Origin of the sequence: Actinomadura chokoriensis (assembly GCF_041463665.1) — a bacterium.
Lineage (GTDB): Bacteria > Actinomycetota > Actinomycetes > Streptosporangiales > Streptosporangiaceae > Spirillospora > Spirillospora chokoriensis_A.
The window spans coordinates 20,111-34,843 of the sequence record NZ_JAXCEJ010000040.1 but is presented as its reverse complement, the minus strand read 5'-3'; the positions used below and the strand labels follow the sequence as shown (position 1 = coordinate 34,843).

The window sequence follows — 14,733 nt, the reverse complement described above, 5'->3', positions numbered from 1 at the left end:
CGCCGTCGGCTTCTGGAACAACACCGACGAACTCCGCCAGAACTGGAACGAAGACAAACGCTGGCAACCCACCTGGGACGAACACCAGCGCGAAACCGGCTACGCCGGCTGGAAGAAGGCCGTGGACAGGACGCTCGACTGGGTCGACATCGGCTGAGCGTGCCTGCCCTGGACCGGCTGCCCCGGCCGGCCCGGGGCGGGCCCTCTCAGGGACCCCTGATCGATCTCCAAGGGAGCATGCAGTGACATCCGTAGCCCTCGGTCCGCAGTACCGCCAGGACACCCTGCGCGGGCTCGCCGAGACCGAGCTCGACGTCCTGGTGGTCGGCGGCGGCATCGTCGGCGCCGGCACGGCGCTCGACGCGATCTCGCGGGGGCTGTCCGTCGCCCTCGTGGAGGCGCGCGACTGGGCGGCCGGGACGTCCGGCCGGTCCAGCAAGCTGATCCACGGCGGGCTGCGCTACCTGGAACAGCGTGACTTCGGGCTGGTGCGGGAGGCGCTCCGGGAACGCGGCCTCCTCCTGCAGCGGCTCGCGCCGCATCTGGTGCGTCCCGTCCGGTTCCTGTATCCGCTGCGCAACCGGGTGTGGGAACGGGCCTACGTCAGCGCGGGCGTCGCCTTGTACGACACGATGGGCGGCTCGCGCGCGCTGCCCCGGCACCGGCAGCTGACCCGTCGCGGCGCGCTGCGGCAGGCGCCGGCGTTGCGCCCGGACGCGCTCGTCGGCGCCGTCCAGTACTACGACGCGCAGGTGGACGACGCCCGGTACACGATGATGGTCGCCCGGACCGCCGCCCAGTACGGCGCGAAGGTCGCCACCCGCGCCGAGGTGACGGGGTTCCTGCGCGAGGGCGAGCGGGTCACCGGCGCCACCGTCGTGGACCTGGAGGGCGGCCGGGAGATCGGCGTTCGGGCCCGCCGCGTCGTGTGCGCTACCGGCGTGTGGACGGACGGCGCGCAGGCGATGACCGGGTCGCGGGCCGCGTTCGGAGTGCGGGCGTCCAAGGGCGTCCATCTGGTGGTGCCGCGCGACCGGATCCCGATGGACACGGGCCTGATCACGCGGACGTCCAGAAGCGTGCTGTTCATCATCCCGTGGGGCCGGCACTGGCTCGTCGGCACCACCGACACCCCGCACGAGGACGGCCCGGACGAGCCCGTCGCCGACCACACCGACGTCGGCTATCTCCTCGACCAGGCGAACGCCGTGCTGCGGACCCCGCTCGCGCACGACGACATCGAAGGCGTCTACGCGGGGCTGCGGCCACTGCTGTCCGGCGAGATGGACGACACCGCGCGGCTGTCACGCGAGCACGCGGTCGCCGAGCCGGTGCCCGGTCTCGTCGTCGTCACCGGCGGCAAGTTCACCACCTATCGCGTGATGGCGCAGGACGCGGTCGACGTCGTCGCCGAGGGGCTGGACGACTCCATCCCGGCGTCCGTCACCGGGCGGCTGCCGATCCTCGGCGCGACCGGCTTCGAGGTGCTGTGGAACGAGCGCCGGCGGCTCGCCGCCGAGTCCGGCCTGCACGTCGCGCGGATCGAGCACCTGCTGCACCGGTACGGGTCGTGCGCCCGCGAGGTCCTGGAGCTGATCGCCGGCAGCCCGGCGCTCGGCGCCGCCCTCCCCGGCGCCGAGGACTACCTGTGCGCGGAGGCCGTCCACGCCGTGACGCACGAGGGCGCCCTGCACCTGGAGGACGTCCTCGCCCGGCGGCTGCGCGTGGCGATCGAGGAGTGGGACGGCGGCGTGGCCGCGGCGTCCCGCGTCGCCGAGCTGGTCGCGCCGCTCCTGGGCTGGGACGCAGAGGAGGTCACCAACGAGATCAAACGGTACGTCCGGTGGACCGCCGAGGAGCGGCGCGGCGGCGCGGCGATCCCGGAGGCCGCCGCCTAGGCGATCCACCGAAGGGGGACCTGACTCCGTCAGGCGGGGATGACGGGGCAGTGGGTGCCCTTGTAGATGGTGGGGACGCAGCGGTTGCAGTGGATGCACAGGGACGGAGTGGACGGGTCGGCCGCGATGCGGTTCACCAGGTCGGGCTCGCGGAGGAGGGCGCGGGCCATGGCGACGAACTGGAAGCCCTCCGCCATCGCCTTGTCCATGGTCTCGCGGTCGGTGATGCCGCCCAGCAGGATCAGCGGGAGGTCGAGTTCGGCGCGGAACCTGCGGGCGTGCTCCAGCAGGTAGGCGTCCTCGTAGGGGTAGCCGCGCAGGAACTGCTTGCCGAACATGCGCAGGCCGATCCGCATGGGCAGCTTGTAGCCGGCCGCGAACTCCGGGATGGGCATCTCGCCGCGGAACAGGTACATCGGGTTGAGCAGCGAACTGCCGGCCGTCAGTTCGAGCGCGTCGACCGTGCCCTCTTCCTGGAGCTTCCGGGCCACGTACAGGCTGTCGTCGATCTCCAGGCCGCCGCGGACGCCGTCGCGCATGTTGAGCTTGCCGGTGATCGCGATGCGGTCGCCGACCTCGTCCCGGACGGCGCGGGCGATGCCGAGCGCGACCTTGGCGCGGTTCTCGATCGGGCCGCCGTAGCCGTCCTTGCGCTTGTTGAGCCGGGGGCTGAGGAACGAGCTGACCAGGTAGTTGTGCCCGAAGTGCATCTCGACGGCGTCGAACCCGGCCTCGATCGCGAGCCGGGCGGCCTCGGCGTGCGCGCGGGTGATGCGCTCGATGTCGTCGGCCGTCGCGACCTTGGTGAAGGCCATGCCGAGCGGGTTGAAGAAGCGTCCGGCCGAGATGGCGGGCAGCTTGGTGGAGCTGGCGTCGGAGACGGGCCCGGCGTGCCCGATCTGGGCGGACGCGGCGGCGCCCTCCGCGTGCACGGCGTCGGTGAGGCGGCGCAGCCCGGGGACGGCGTCCGGCCGCATCCAGACCTGCCCCCGCTCGGTCCGCCCTTCGGGCGCGACCGCGCAGTACGCGACGGTCGTCATCCCCACTCCCCCGGCGGCGGGCCGCCGGTGGTACTCGATCAGGTCGTCGGTCACCAGGGACTCGGGCGCCATCCCCTCGAAGGTGGCGGCCTTGATCACACGGTTGCGCAGCGTCAACGGCCCGAGGCGGGCCGGTTCGAACACGTCCACAGCGGACTCCGGGGGGGTGGGGGGGTGGGGCCCGCGGCGCCGCCGCGGGCCCGGGCGGGTTCAGAGGCGTTCGATGATGGTGACGTTGGCCTGGCCGCCGCCCTCGCACATGGTCTGCAGGCCGTAGCGGCCGCCGGTGCGGTCCAGTTCGTGGAGGAGGGTGGTCATGAGGCGGGCGCCGGTGGCGCCGAGGGGGTGGCCGAGGGCGATGGCGCCGCCGTTGGGGTTGACCTTGGCCGGGTCGGCGCCGGTCTCCTTCAGCCAGGCGAGGACGACGGGGGCGAACGCCTCGTTGATCTCGACGGCGTCGATGTCGTTCATCGTCATGCCGGACTTCTTGAACGCGTACGCGGTGGCGGGGATCGGCGCGGACAGCATCCGGATCGGGTCCTCGCCGCGCGCGGAGATGTGGTGGATGCGGGCGCGCGGGGTGAGGCCGTGGTCCTTGACGGCCTGCTCGGAGGCGATGAGCAGCGCGGCGGAGCCGTCGGAGATCTGGGACGAGACGGCGGCGGTGAGGCGCCCGCCCTCCACGAGGGTCTTCAGGCCGGCCATCTTCTCCAGGGTGGTGTCGCGGCGCGGGCCCTCGTCGGTGGTGACGCCCTCGTAGGGGGCGATCTCGCGCTCGAAGCGTCCCTCGTCGATGGCGCGGATGGCGCGCTGGTGCGACTCGTAGGCGAACGCCTCCATCTCCTCGCGGGAGAGGTCCCAGTCGCGGGCGATCATCTCGGCGCCGTGGAACTGGGAGACCTCCTGGTCGCCGTAGCGGCGCGTCCAGCCCTTGGAGCCGGCGAAGGGGCCCTCGGTGAAGCCGAGCGGTGCGGCGGCGGTCATCGCGGACGCGATCGGGATCTGCGACATGTTCTGCACGCCGCCCGCGACGACCAGGTCGGACGTCCCGGACAGGACGGCCTGCGCGGCGAAGTGGACGGCCTGCTGGGAGGAGCCGCACTGCCGGTCGACGGTGACGCCGGGGACCTCCTCGGGCAGCCCGGCGGCGAGCCAGCAGGTGCGGGCGATGTCGCCGGCCTGCGGGCCGATGGTGTCGACGCAGCCGAACACGACGTCCTCGACGGCGGACGGGTCGACCTTCGTGCGGTCCATCAGCGCGGTGAGGACGTGCGCGCCGAGGTCGGCGGGGTGCGCGCCGGCGAGCCCGCCGTTGCGGCGCCCCACCGGGGCGCGGACCGCGTCGACGATGTAAGCCTCGGCCATGGGTCTTCTCCTTCGTACGGGGGCCTAGCTCGCCTGGATGCCTTCGAGGAACATGGCGAGGTACTGCTTGGCGACGTCGTCGGCGGACAGCCGCCCGCCGTGCTGGTACCAGTTCGCCGCGACCCAGACGGTGTCGCGGATGAAGCGGTACACGAGGGTCCGGTCGAGGTCGGCGCGGAACGCGCCCTCCTTGACGCCCCTGTCCAGCAGGGACAGCCACATCTCCTCGAAGCGCTGCTGCGAGTCGAGCAGGTAGTGGAACCGCTCGCTGGTCGCGAGGTGCTTGGACTCGTTCTGGTAGAGGACGACGGCGGGACGGTGCCGGTCGATCGAGCGGAACGACTCGACGACGACGGCCTCCAGGGTGTCGCGGGCGCTGAGCCCTGCCTCCAGCACGCGGTCGTACCCGGCCCACATCTCGTCCAGGAAGGTCGACAGGATCTCGTCGGCCATCGCCTCCTTGGAGTCGAAGTGGTAGTAGAGGCTGCCGCCGAGGATCCCGGCGGCGTCGGCCACCTTCCGGACGGTGGTGGCGGAGTAGCCCTGGGAGGCGAACACCTCGGCGGCGGTGGCGAGCAGCTCGGCCCGCCGTTCCGCGCGGGCGGCGGCGGTGCCCTCGGCGTCGCGCCGTCGTGGACTCATCGTGCTTCCTAAGCGTGCTGGGAGGAGACGGAGACGACCTCGCCCGTCATGTACGAGGAGTAGTCGCTGGCCAGGAAGACGATAACGTTGGCCACCTCCCACGGCTCGGCGTAGCGGCCGAACGCCTCCCGGCGCGTCAGCTCGTCCAGCAGCTCCTCCGAGGTCACCTTGACCAGGTGGGGGTGCATCGCGAGGGACGGGGAGACGGCGTTGATCCGGACGCCGTAGTCGGCCGCCTCCAGCGCGGAGCAGCGGGTGAGCGCCATGACGCCGGCCTTCGCGGCGGCGTAGTGCGACTGGCCCTTCTGCGCCCGCCAGCCGATCACCGAGGCGTTGTTGACGATGACGCCCGCGCCCTGGTCGCGCATGATGCGCAGGGCGGCGCGGGTGCAGCGCATGGTCCCGTTGAGGGTGATGTCGAGGACGCGGCCCCACTGGTCGTCGGTCATGTCGACGAGGTCGGCCGTCCCGCCGAGCCCGGCGTTGTTGACGGCCACGTCGACGCGGCCGAAGCGTTCGACGGCGAGGTCGTAGAGGGCCTGCACCTGCTCCTCGGAGGTGACGTCGCAGGGCAGCGCGATGACGCGGTCGGTGCCGAACTCCTTTTCCAGCTCCTGCGCGGACGCGGTGAGCCGTCGCTCGTGCGCGTCGGAGATCAGGACGCGGGCGCCCTCCTCCAGGAAGCGGCGGGCGGTGGCGCCGCCGATCCCGGCGCCCGCCGCGGCGGTGATCACGACGGCGCGGTCCTTGAGCAGGCCGTGCCCGGGGACGTAGGGCGGTGGGGTCATCCGCGTGCCTCTCTCGGCAGGCCGAGGACGCGCTCGGCGATGATGTTGCGCTGGATCTCGTTCGACCCGGCGTAGATCGTGTCGGAGCGGGAGAACAGGAACAGCCGCTGCCAGTCGTTCAGGTCGTAGTTCCTGGGGGCGGACTCCCAGCCCCGTGGGGCCTCACCCGAAGGATGGTCGGAGGGTTCGCCGTCGGCGACGAGCCCGGCGGCGCCGAGGACGTCCATGGCCAGCTCGCCCAGTTCCCGGTGCCAGGTGCCCCAGACGAGCTTGGAGATGGACGACTCGGGCCCCGGCGCGCCCGCCGCGACCCCCGCCATCGTCCGCACGGCGTTCAGCCGCATGATCTCCAGGCCCATGTACGACCTGGTCAGCCGGTCGCGCAGCAGCGGGTCGCCGAGCGCGCCGGTGCGCCGGGCGAGGTCGGCGACGCCTTCGAACTCGCGGCGGAACCCGACCTGCTGGCCGAGGGTCGCGACGCCCCGCTCGAACCCCAGCGTGGCCATCGCGATCTTCCAGCCGTCGCCGGGGGCGCCCACGATGTCGCCGGCGGCGGCGCGGGCGCCGTCGAAGAACACCTCGTTGAACTCGGAGGTGCCGGTGAGCTGGATGATCGGCCGGATGTCCACGCCGTCCTGCTTCATCGGGACGAGCAGGTACGACAGGCCCCGGTGGCGGGACGACCCGGGCTCGGTGCGGCAGACGACGAAGCACCAGTCCGATTCGAGGGCGAGGGACGTCCACACTTTCTGGCCGTTGATCGTCCAGTGGTCGCCGGAGAGTTCGGCGCGGGTCTGGACGTTCGCGAGGTCGGAGCCCGCGTTGGGCTCGGAGTAGCCCTGGCACCACAGCTCCTCGACCGCCACGATCGGCGGGAGGAAGCGGGCGCGCTGCTCGTCGGTGCCGAACGCGATGATCGTGGGGCCGAGCAGGTTCTCGCCGATGTGGTTGACGCGGGCGGGGCCGTCGGCGAGGGCGTACTCCTCGTGGAAGATGACCTGCTGCTCGAGGGTGGCGCCGCGTCCGCCGTACTCGACCGGCCAGCCGACGCACGTCCAGCCGGCGGCGGCCATGTGCCGTTCCCAGGCCAGCCGTTCCTCGAACGCCTCGTGCTCGCGGCCCGGTCCGCCGAGCCCGCGGGCGTGCGCGAACTCGCCCGACAGGTTCGTCTGGAGCCAGTCGCGGACCTCGGCGCGGAAGGCGCGGTCCTCCGGTGACTCGTTCTCGTTCACGCCGCGACTCTACCAAACAGTTGTTAGAAAGAATCACCCCCCAGCGCGGGTTCGGCCTCCCGTCCCGCCGCCGGTCGCCTGATCGGCGCGCGGGGACGCCGCGGGACGGCCGACGGCAGGTCCCGGTGGAGGAGGTCGAACAGCCTGTCCCAGCGGGCGAGGACGGCGTCCGGGTGGAACCGCAGCACCGAGGCGCGGGCCTGCGCGCCGAGGGCGCGGCGCGCCCGCGGATCCTCGATGAGCCGTTCCAGGGCCGCCGCGAACGCGACCGTGTCGCCGGGCTCGACCAGGACGCCGCCCCGGCCGTCCCCGAGGAGCGTGCGAACGCCCGGCGCGCAGTCGAACGCCACCGTCGGCAGCCCGTACGCCATGGCCTCCAGCACCGACATCGGGAAGCCCTCCGCGCGCGACGGCAGCGCGAAGACCGACGCCTCGACGAGCGCGTCCTCGACGTCGGCGATCACGCCCCGGAACTCCACCGAGGCCGGCATCCCGGCCGCCAGCGCGCGCAGTTCCTCCTCGTCCGGGCCGTTCCCGTAGATGTGGAGCCGCCACTCCGGGTGGCGGGAGGAGATCCGCTCCCACACCTCCAGCATCAGGTCCACGCCCTTCTCGTAGGACAGGCGCCCGACGCAGGCGACCACGGGAAGCTCCAGCGTGGGATGGACGGACGGCGTGACGTGGAGCGGGTTCGGGATGTGGTCGACGTTGGTCATGCCGTCCCTGGCCCAGGCGTCGGCGTCCTCGGCGGTCAGCACCAGCATCCGGTCGGCGTCCGCGTAGTGCTCCTTGACCCGCCGGTACCGCGTCGACCTGCGGGTGGCCTTGAACGACTCATGGCTCATCGCGACGACCCGCAGCCCTGACGTGTCGGCCAGCCGCACCCACTCCATCGCCCACACCTGCGCCACGATGACCACCGACCCCGGCCCGGCGGCGGCGAAGAGCTCCGACAGCCGGGCGGCGCCGCGCCGCTGTGCGGCCGACCACAGGATCTCCCGCACGCGGGCCACCGCGTTCAGGCGCTGCAGCGGCTTCTTCGGCCGCCACGCCGGCGCCGGCGCACGCAGTTCCCGGTGCAGCACCTCGACGGCGTAGGAGCCGTCGCGGCCGTGATGGAAGCGCTCCGGCCCGCGGGTGATCCCGACGAGGGTGACGCGGTCGCCGCGTCCGGCCAGCAGCCGCGCCATGTGGTGCGCCCAGCGCTGGAGCCCGCCCATCTCGTCGGCGTTGTTGCACACGATGAACACGTCACGCGGTGCGGCCATGCCTGCTCCCCCTGTGCCTGCTCCCCCTGTGGCCCGGCCGGACGGCCGGGAAGTAGCGGTCCACCACCGTGCGGGCGGCGGTGCCCCGGTCGTGCTCGCCGAAGCGCGCGGCGAACGCGCGTCGCCGGGGCGCGTGGACGGCCTCCGCCTCGTCCAGCCCCGCGAGCGCGGCGATGAGCTCCTCCTCGGTGCGGGTGATCGGCCCGGGCCCGTGCCGGGCCAGGTCGAAGTAGCCGGTGGCGAGGTCCCGGCCGTCCGGGAGGTGCAGGATGATCGGCCGGTCCAGCAGCGCGAAGTCGAACATGATCGACGAGTGGTCGGTGATCAGCGCGTCCGCGAGCAGGAGCAGGGGGGTGACGTCCGGCACCGCGCCGGCGTCCCGCATCACCGTGCGGGCGCCCGGCGGGAGGTTGGCCCGGCACAGGTAGTGCGGCCGGACGAGCAGGACGTACTTCTCACCCAGCTCCCGCTCGAACGCCTCCGCGTCGACGGGCGGCTCCAGCAGCTTGACGGGCCGGCCCCGCGGCCCCGTGGCGAACGTCGGCGCGTACAGGACCGCGCGGCGCCCGTCGGTCAGGCCCAGCGACGAGCGGAGCGCGGCGACCTCGGCGGCCAGCTCAGGATCGCCGTCCACGCCGTTGACCAGCGGATCGTTGCGGGGATAGCCGGCCGGGAGCAGCTCGGAGCCGATCCCGAGGCCGGCGCACAGCGTGTCGGCGTCATGCCCGGAACGCACCAGGAAACAGTCAAAGCGCTCCACCATCCGGCGCAGCCGGGCCCTCTCGGCGGCGGGGCCGCTCTTGACGCGCGGCTGGTCGAGCCCCATCAGCTTGAACGCCGACCCATGCCAGGTCTGGATATAGGTGGTCCCCGGCCGTTTGCGCAGGTCGGCGGGGAAGCCCTGGTTGTCGACCCAGAACTCGGCGCGCGCCAGGGCCAGGAAGTACGCCCACGAGCCGCGCCGGACCAGCCTGGCGTCGTCCGGGAAGCCCTTCGGGGACGACGCGTACGCCCACACCGCCGTCACCGGACGCCCGCTCCTGCGCAGCTCCCGGTAGATGTACTTCGGGTTGTCGGAGTAGTGGCGGCCAAGATGGCTCTCGAAGACCGCCAGGCCGGTCCGGACGGGCAGCAGCCGGCTCAGCACCCCGTTGAACACGGCGATCTTGGTCTTGCGATCGGCCGCCCAGCGGCGGACGGACGTCACCAGCCCCCGCGAACGGCGCCAGGCGAGCCGTCCCGCCGGTGACCGGGCGGCGCGGTGCGCGGCGCCCCCGGCGAGCCGCGCCCACGGGTTCGCCGCCTCCAGCGTGAAAGCCAGGTGCCCGCCATCGGTGACGTACGAGCGGAGCCGGTCCCCCGCGATCCGGCCCAGCCTGGGCCGGACGGGCAGCGCCACGCCCGCCAGGGACGGCGATCCGCGGCCCTGGCCGAGGCGGGTGACGACGTCCTCGCCGTCCACCCGCACGCGGAGCCGCACGTCCCAGACCGGGTCGACGAACCCGACCGGCCTGATCCGGGCCGGGTCGAACTCCGACCGCCACGCCAGCCGGTCCCCCTCGTGCCGGACGGTGGCGGGGGTCCGCGCCCTGCGGGCACGGCGGCGCCGGTCGCAGAACTCCAGGGTCCCGGCCAGCTCGGCGTCCGGTGGGACGCGCTCCAGCGGGTTCAGGACGTTCCCGGCCATCACGACGCGGCCGCCGCGCATCTCCAGCCGCGTCACCGTGTTCGCCGGACGCAGCTCCTTCAGGGGCCGGACGTGGAAGCCGAACCCCGTGACGTCCAGGATCCGGCGGCCGAGCCTCCCGCGCGGCCCGCCCGCGCCCCAGTAGACCCGTCCGTCCCGCTCCACCAGCCGCGCGCGCAGCTCGGGCCGCTCCCCGGGCCGGTACTGAGCGGCGGCCAGCGCCCCCGCGTGGTCGCCCTCGCGGATCAGGTACGCGGCGATCGCGGGCAGCGGCCTGGCCAGCTCGAACACGCGCGGGTCGAGCTCGGCCAGGTAGCCGGCCGCCAGATCGAGGAAGCGGGCCTGGTGAGCCGGATCCTGATCGCGCAGTTCCCGCAGGTAGAGGACCAGGTCGTGGTTGACGAACTTGACGCCCTTGGCGCGCCGCAGGTCGTGGGCGCCGCGCAGCGCGAAGAGCATGTCGATGCGCCGGTGGATCTCCAGCCGGTCGGCGAAGTTGGCCGGATCGTCCCGCCGGTTCGAGATCGACGGCGCCGCCGTCCGCTCCCGCACGAGCCAGCGGTAGACGCGGTGCGGGATCAGCGCGGTCCGTTCCGCCGCCAGGTACGCCTCGGCGGTGAACAGCAGGTCCTCGTAGTGCAGCCCTTCGACGAACCGCAGGCCGTGCTCCTCCAGGAAGCCGCGCCGGTACGCCTTGTTGGTCGAGAGGGTGTCGTAGAGGAGAGCGGGGTTCTCGCTCAGCGGCCCGTACACGGCGCTGCGCCGGTAGAGCCACGGATACCAGGGGCGGACGCGTCCCTTCGCGCCCTCGGGCACGTCCAGGAAGATCCGGTCGCACAGCCCGGAGACCACGTCGGCGTCGGTCTCCTCGGCGGTGGCGAGCAGGTTGAGGCAGGCGTGCCGGTCCAGCAGGTCGTCGCTGTCGAGGAACATCACGTACCGGCCGGCGGACGCGTCGATCCCGGTGTTGCGGGGGCGGCCGCAGCCGCCGGAGTTGGCCGGCAGGTGGACGGCCCGGACCCGTCCCGGATGCGCGGCGGCGAGCCGGTCGGCGACCTCCCCGGTGCCGTCGGTGCTCGCGTCGTCGACGACGACGGTCTCGATCCCGCCCAGCGACTGCGCCAGCGACGAGGCGACCGCCCGGGGAAGCCGCCGGGCGTCGTTGTAGGCGATCACCACCACGCTGACATCCGGGCGTACCCGCACGGGCGTCCCCCTCACCAGTTCCCGCTGTGCGCCGGGCCGGGCCCCAGGCGCCGGTCGGGCGCGTTGCCAGGGATTCCTATCCAGGAACGCCTCAGTAAGGTCCAAGAGGGATCAAAGCCTGTCATCGCTTCGCATTACCTGACTTCAGCGACGACATGGCCACACTTCGCCTGGGAACGCCCGAAGGCGCCCGGCCGGAGCCGGGCGCCTTCGCAAGCGGAGGGGAGGGGTCAGGCGGCGTAGTCGGGGTAGCCGTAGCCCACGATCTCGGACTTGTCGCGGACCTTCTTCTGCACCTCGTTGTCGCTGTTGCCCTCGATGGTCTTCACGGTGCCGTCGCCGTTGTCCTTGACGACGAGACCGACGTGGTCGATGTCGCCGATGCTGCCCTTGGAACCCTTGTTCCAGTCGAAGAACACCACGGCGCCCGGCTTGGCCTTCTTGCCCCAGCGGTCGGTCTTCTTGAACCAGCTGGCGTGCTGGACGGTGTAGGCGTCCCAGCCCATGTTCTTCACGCCGGTCTGGGCGCCGAGCCACGAGACGAACATGTCGCACCACTGGGCGCCGTTGTAGGCCTTGACCGAGAATCCGCCGTCGCGCTCGGCGGTGGCCTTGGCATGCGGGGTCGAGACGTACCACTTGTGGAACTTGGTCTGACCGCCCTTGCCCTCGCTGATGCCGACCTGCTTCTCCGCCAGCTTGATGACCTCGGAGGCGTGGACGTCACGCGGCGGCACCTTGTAGCCCGTCTCACGGGCCTCCGCGAGGGTCATGCCCTCAGCGGCGGCGGCGGGCGCCTTCGGCGCGCTGCCCTTCTCGGCGACGGCCACCGCCGCGCGGGCGGGGGTCTCGGCCTCGGCGCGGCCCCCGGCGAGGGGGTTCAGGACTGCGAGCCCCACCGCTCCGGCGACGACGGCGCTGACGGCGACGCCGACGGCCTTGTCCTCGGGCGTGAAGCGGTCGAGCGAAAGTCGATTGAAACGACCGGTCATGCAGGGAATCTCCTTGTCTTCCATGACGCCTACCGGGTTAGCTGACGGATTCGGGCATGGAAGCAGCCCTACGGCGCGACTCTCTGCGCGCCGATTCACCCCTGGAACGTTGGGTCCCCGGCTCCGTCCGGTCGTCCGACCGGGACGGACTCGGCCTCGCACCGCATAGCGCGGTGCTGACTATTCGGATATGTCTCAGCGACTGATCTCGGTGAGGGGGCGCGCATCACTCTGGCGCGCATCGCGTGCGGAAACGCTCCGCGATCCTCGGCCGTGCGCGGCACGGCCGGTGGCAACACATGGGGTGCGTTGCGTGATTCGTACAAGAAGGTACCAACCTTCTCAAGAAAAGCAAACGAGCCGCAAAACTAGATCTTGCCAGCTCAAAGCCCTTCCAAGGATCCATCAACGCCGCACCGGCGCCGCATCTTCCCGATCTTCATCGAAGCGCCCCGAAGCCCTTTGCCGCAGGGCATTACCGGCCGATGACCAAAGGGTAAAGAAACCCCCGGAAGACGACGGCCGACGCGCGGTGCGGGCCGCGCGCGTGCCCTGGATCGGCCTCCGAAGGCGGTTCAGCTGAGTCCTAGCTCACACACCGGGCCCTCGCCGGAGCCGCGAGTGCGGTGCGTCACTCGACCTGCAGTGCGAACAGCGTGGTGTCGTCGGCCGCCCGGTCGTGCTCCATGCGCGCCAGCACTTCGTCCAGGACCCGGTCCGGGCGTTCCGAGCAGTCCCGCAGGATCGCGGAGAGGCGGCCGATCCGCTCGTCCAGGTCCGCGTCCCGGCGCTCCACCAGGCCGTCGGTGTAGAGGAACAGCATGTCCCCGGGGCGCAACTGAGTGCTGATCGTCGTGTACTGCCAGCCGGGCATGGCGCCGAGCATCGGATCGCGGACGACCTCCAGCGGCGTCGCCTGGCCTCCCCGGACCAGGATCGGCGGCGGATGTCCCGCGCACGTCCACTCCAGCATCCGGCGGGACGGGGCGAAATGGGCGACGATCGCGGTCCCCGTCGCGGGCGGCTCCATGTTGCCGACCAGCTCGTTCAGCCAGCCCACCAGCCGTCCCGCGGGCTCCCCCGTGCAGGCGAGGCCGAGCAGCCCGTTCCGGGTCCGCGCCATCGCGGCGGCGGCCGGCAACCCGTGCCCGGCCGCGTCCCCGATGGCGAACACGGCCCGCCCGTCCGGCATCGACCCGGTCGCGAACCAGTCCCCGCCGATGCGGGCGGTGCTCTCCGCCGCCAGGCTGCGGACCGCCATGCCGAGGCCCGGCAGATGCTCCACCTCGTCCTCGTCCGGCAGGATCGCCCGGCGCAGCGTCACCGCCACCTTCCGCTCCTGCGCCGTCCGGGCCTGCTGCTTGAGCATCTGCCGCCGGGTCTCGGCCAGCGCCCGCTCCACGCCGCGCCGCCTGGTGATGTCCTGCGAGACGATGTTGATCGAGACCGGCAGCCCGGACTCGCCCAGCACCGGCTCCGCGAACACCCACAGGTGCCGCGGCGTCCCGTCCTGCCCGATCACACGGTGCTCGGCCTCCACCGGCTCGCGGCGCGAGAACATCGTCTGGACGGCCTCCTCCATGAGCGGACGGTCGTCGTCCGCCACCGCCTTCGGCAGGTCATGCGGCATCGGCGGCACCTCGTCGGGGGCGAGGCCGTAGTTGGCCAGCATCTGCGGCGTCCAGTCCGCCTCCCCCGTCGCGAGGTCCCACTCGCCGAAGCCGATCAGCGCGAGCCGCTCGACCCGCTCCAACCGCCGCGCGATCCGGTCCTCCGCGGAGTGGTACCGCCAGGTGACGCACACCCCGGTCGGCACCCGGACGCACCGCACGCTCATCCGGGACGAACGGGACAGGCCGCGCTGGGCGGTGGAGTAGGAGATCGAGTCGCGCGCCAGCCGGGTCCCGGCCTCCAGCACCTCGACGTACTGGTCGAAGAGCCCGCTGAGCACGGCCCCCGGATCCGTCCGCAGCAGCCGGAGACCGGTCAGCTCCTCCCGGCCGCGCCCGAACATGTCCCGGGTGGCGCCGTTGGCGTCGGCGTAGATGAAGTCCGCCACATTGCCGTCGTGGTCCCTGACCGGCACCAGGTGGGCGCAGGAGTCGAGCGTCCCGTCCAGCAGCGCCCGCGCCACGGGGTCGTGCCCCACCCCGGCGACGAGCTCGGCGTCCGCCGCCGTGTCCTCGGCCGTCACCCGGCGCAGGACGTCCTCGACCTCCGACAGGACGGCCTGGCGCTCCGCCGTGACGGCCTCCGCCCGCGGCGCCCGGCGCCCGGCGAGCACGGCCCCCACCGGCCCGCCGCCCCCGTCCTTGACCAGCAGGGACGCCGCCTCGGCGAGGTCGATGTCCAGGTCGCGCGCGATCCAGATCAGGTGCTGCAGGGCTTCCCCCGGCGGCACGCCGAGCCGCCGGGCCAGCACGACCCGCGCCTCGGCCAGGACCGCGCGGTCATGCGCGGCGCCCCGCAGGTCCTCCAGGTCCGCAACGTGCACCCCGGGCTGAGTGCCTTCCGCTTCCGCCAACCCTGTCCCCCGTTCGGCGTGACCTGCCCCTGGGAGAAAAAAGCTACATACGCCAGCGAGGGACTATTCGCCCACAACCGAGTAAACAGTC

Annotated in this window: 10 protein-coding genes and 1 riboswitch; of the genes, 1 reads left to right on the top strand and 9 read right to left on the bottom strand. The window is 72.5% G+C overall.

The window, feature by feature from the left end:
• Positions 1-242: 242 nt before the first annotated feature.
• Positions 243-1,898: a glycerol-3-phosphate dehydrogenase/oxidase gene (locus SM418_RS36410; RefSeq protein ID WP_371946192.1), complete on the top strand. Its 1,656-nt coding sequence runs from the start codon at positions 243-245 to the stop codon at positions 1,896-1,898.
• A gap of 29 nt (positions 1,899-1,927) precedes the next feature.
• Here SM418_RS36410 and SM418_RS36405 read toward each other — a convergent pair whose 3' ends face one another.
• The 9 genes from SM418_RS36405 to SM418_RS36365 form a co-directional block, all read right to left on the bottom strand.
• The gene (locus SM418_RS36405) at positions 1,928-3,088 is read right to left on the bottom strand and encodes an NADH:flavin oxidoreductase (RefSeq protein WP_371946191.1); all 1,161 of its coding nucleotides are present in this window, start codon (positions 3,086-3,088) and stop codon (positions 1,928-1,930) included.
• Between the two features lie 60 nt (positions 3,089-3,148).
• On the bottom strand, positions 3,149-4,303 hold the full coding sequence (locus tag SM418_RS36400; protein ID WP_371946190.1) for an acetyl-CoA C-acetyltransferase: 1,155 nt from the start codon (positions 4,301-4,303) through the stop codon (positions 3,149-3,151).
• Between the two features lie 24 nt (positions 4,304-4,327).
• Complete coding sequence (locus tag SM418_RS36395) at positions 4,328-4,945, bottom strand: TetR-type transcription factor C-terminal domain-containing protein (RefSeq protein WP_371946189.1); 618 nt, start codon at positions 4,943-4,945, stop codon at positions 4,328-4,330.
• An 8-nt stretch (positions 4,946-4,953) separates the two neighbouring features.
• Entirely contained in the window at positions 4,954-5,733 is a 780-nt protein-coding gene (locus tag SM418_RS36390; protein WP_371946188.1) for an SDR family oxidoreductase, read from the bottom strand.
• The gene (locus tag SM418_RS36385; RefSeq protein WP_371946187.1) at positions 5,730-6,965 is read right to left on the bottom strand and encodes an acyl-CoA dehydrogenase family protein; all 1,236 of its coding nucleotides are present in this window, start codon (positions 6,963-6,965) and stop codon (positions 5,730-5,732) included. Before SM418_RS36385 ends, SM418_RS36390 begins: the two co-directional genes overlap by 4 nt.
• A 23-nt stretch (positions 6,966-6,988) precedes the next feature.
• Positions 6,989-8,233 carry a glycosyltransferase gene (locus tag SM418_RS36380; RefSeq protein ID WP_371946186.1) on the bottom strand — a complete coding sequence of 415 codons (1,245 nt, stop codon included), beginning with the start codon at positions 8,231-8,233 and terminating at the stop codon, positions 6,989-6,991.
• Positions 8,217-11,126: a CDP-glycerol glycerophosphotransferase family protein gene (locus SM418_RS36375; RefSeq protein ID WP_371946185.1), complete on the bottom strand. Its 2,910-nt coding sequence runs from the start codon at positions 11,124-11,126 to the stop codon at positions 8,217-8,219. The genes SM418_RS36380 and SM418_RS36375 overlap by 17 nt, the downstream gene beginning before the upstream one ends.
• Before the next feature lie 230 nt (positions 11,127-11,356).
• Positions 11,357-12,118: a CHAP domain-containing protein gene (locus tag SM418_RS36370; RefSeq protein WP_371946184.1), complete on the bottom strand. Its 762-nt coding sequence runs from the start codon at positions 12,116-12,118 to the stop codon at positions 11,357-11,359.
• Positions 12,119-12,129: 11 nt separating this feature from the next.
• A riboswitch (cyclic di-AMP (ydaO/yuaA leader) is annotated at positions 12,130-12,284 on the bottom strand.
• Positions 12,285-12,749: 465 nt separating this feature from the next.
• Positions 12,750-14,612, bottom strand: a complete 1,863-nt coding sequence (locus SM418_RS36365; RefSeq protein ID WP_371946183.1) for a SpoIIE family protein phosphatase — start codon at positions 14,610-14,612, stop codon at positions 12,750-12,752.
• Positions 14,613-14,733 lie beyond the last annotated feature (121 nt).

Bases quoted from the DNA above. Each gene is read 5' to 3' on its own strand.
- SM418_RS36395 (WP_371946189.1), bottom strand. From the start codon at position 4,945: ATGAGTCCACGACGGCGCGACGCCGAGGGCACCGCCGCCGCCCGCGCG.
- SM418_RS36370 (WP_371946184.1), bottom strand. From the start codon at position 12,118: ATGACCGGTCGTTTCAATCGACTTTCGCTCGACCGCTTCACGCCCGAG.
- SM418_RS36400 (WP_371946190.1), bottom strand. From the start codon at position 4,303: ATGGCCGAGGCTTACATCGTCGACGCGGTCCGCGCCCCGGTGGGGCGC.
- SM418_RS36380 (WP_371946186.1), bottom strand. From the start codon at position 8,233: ATGGCCGCACCGCGTGACGTGTTCATCGTGTGCAACAACGCCGACGAG.
- SM418_RS36390 (WP_371946188.1), bottom strand. From the start codon at position 5,733: ATGACCCCACCGCCCTACGTCCCCGGGCACGGCCTGCTCAAGGACCGC.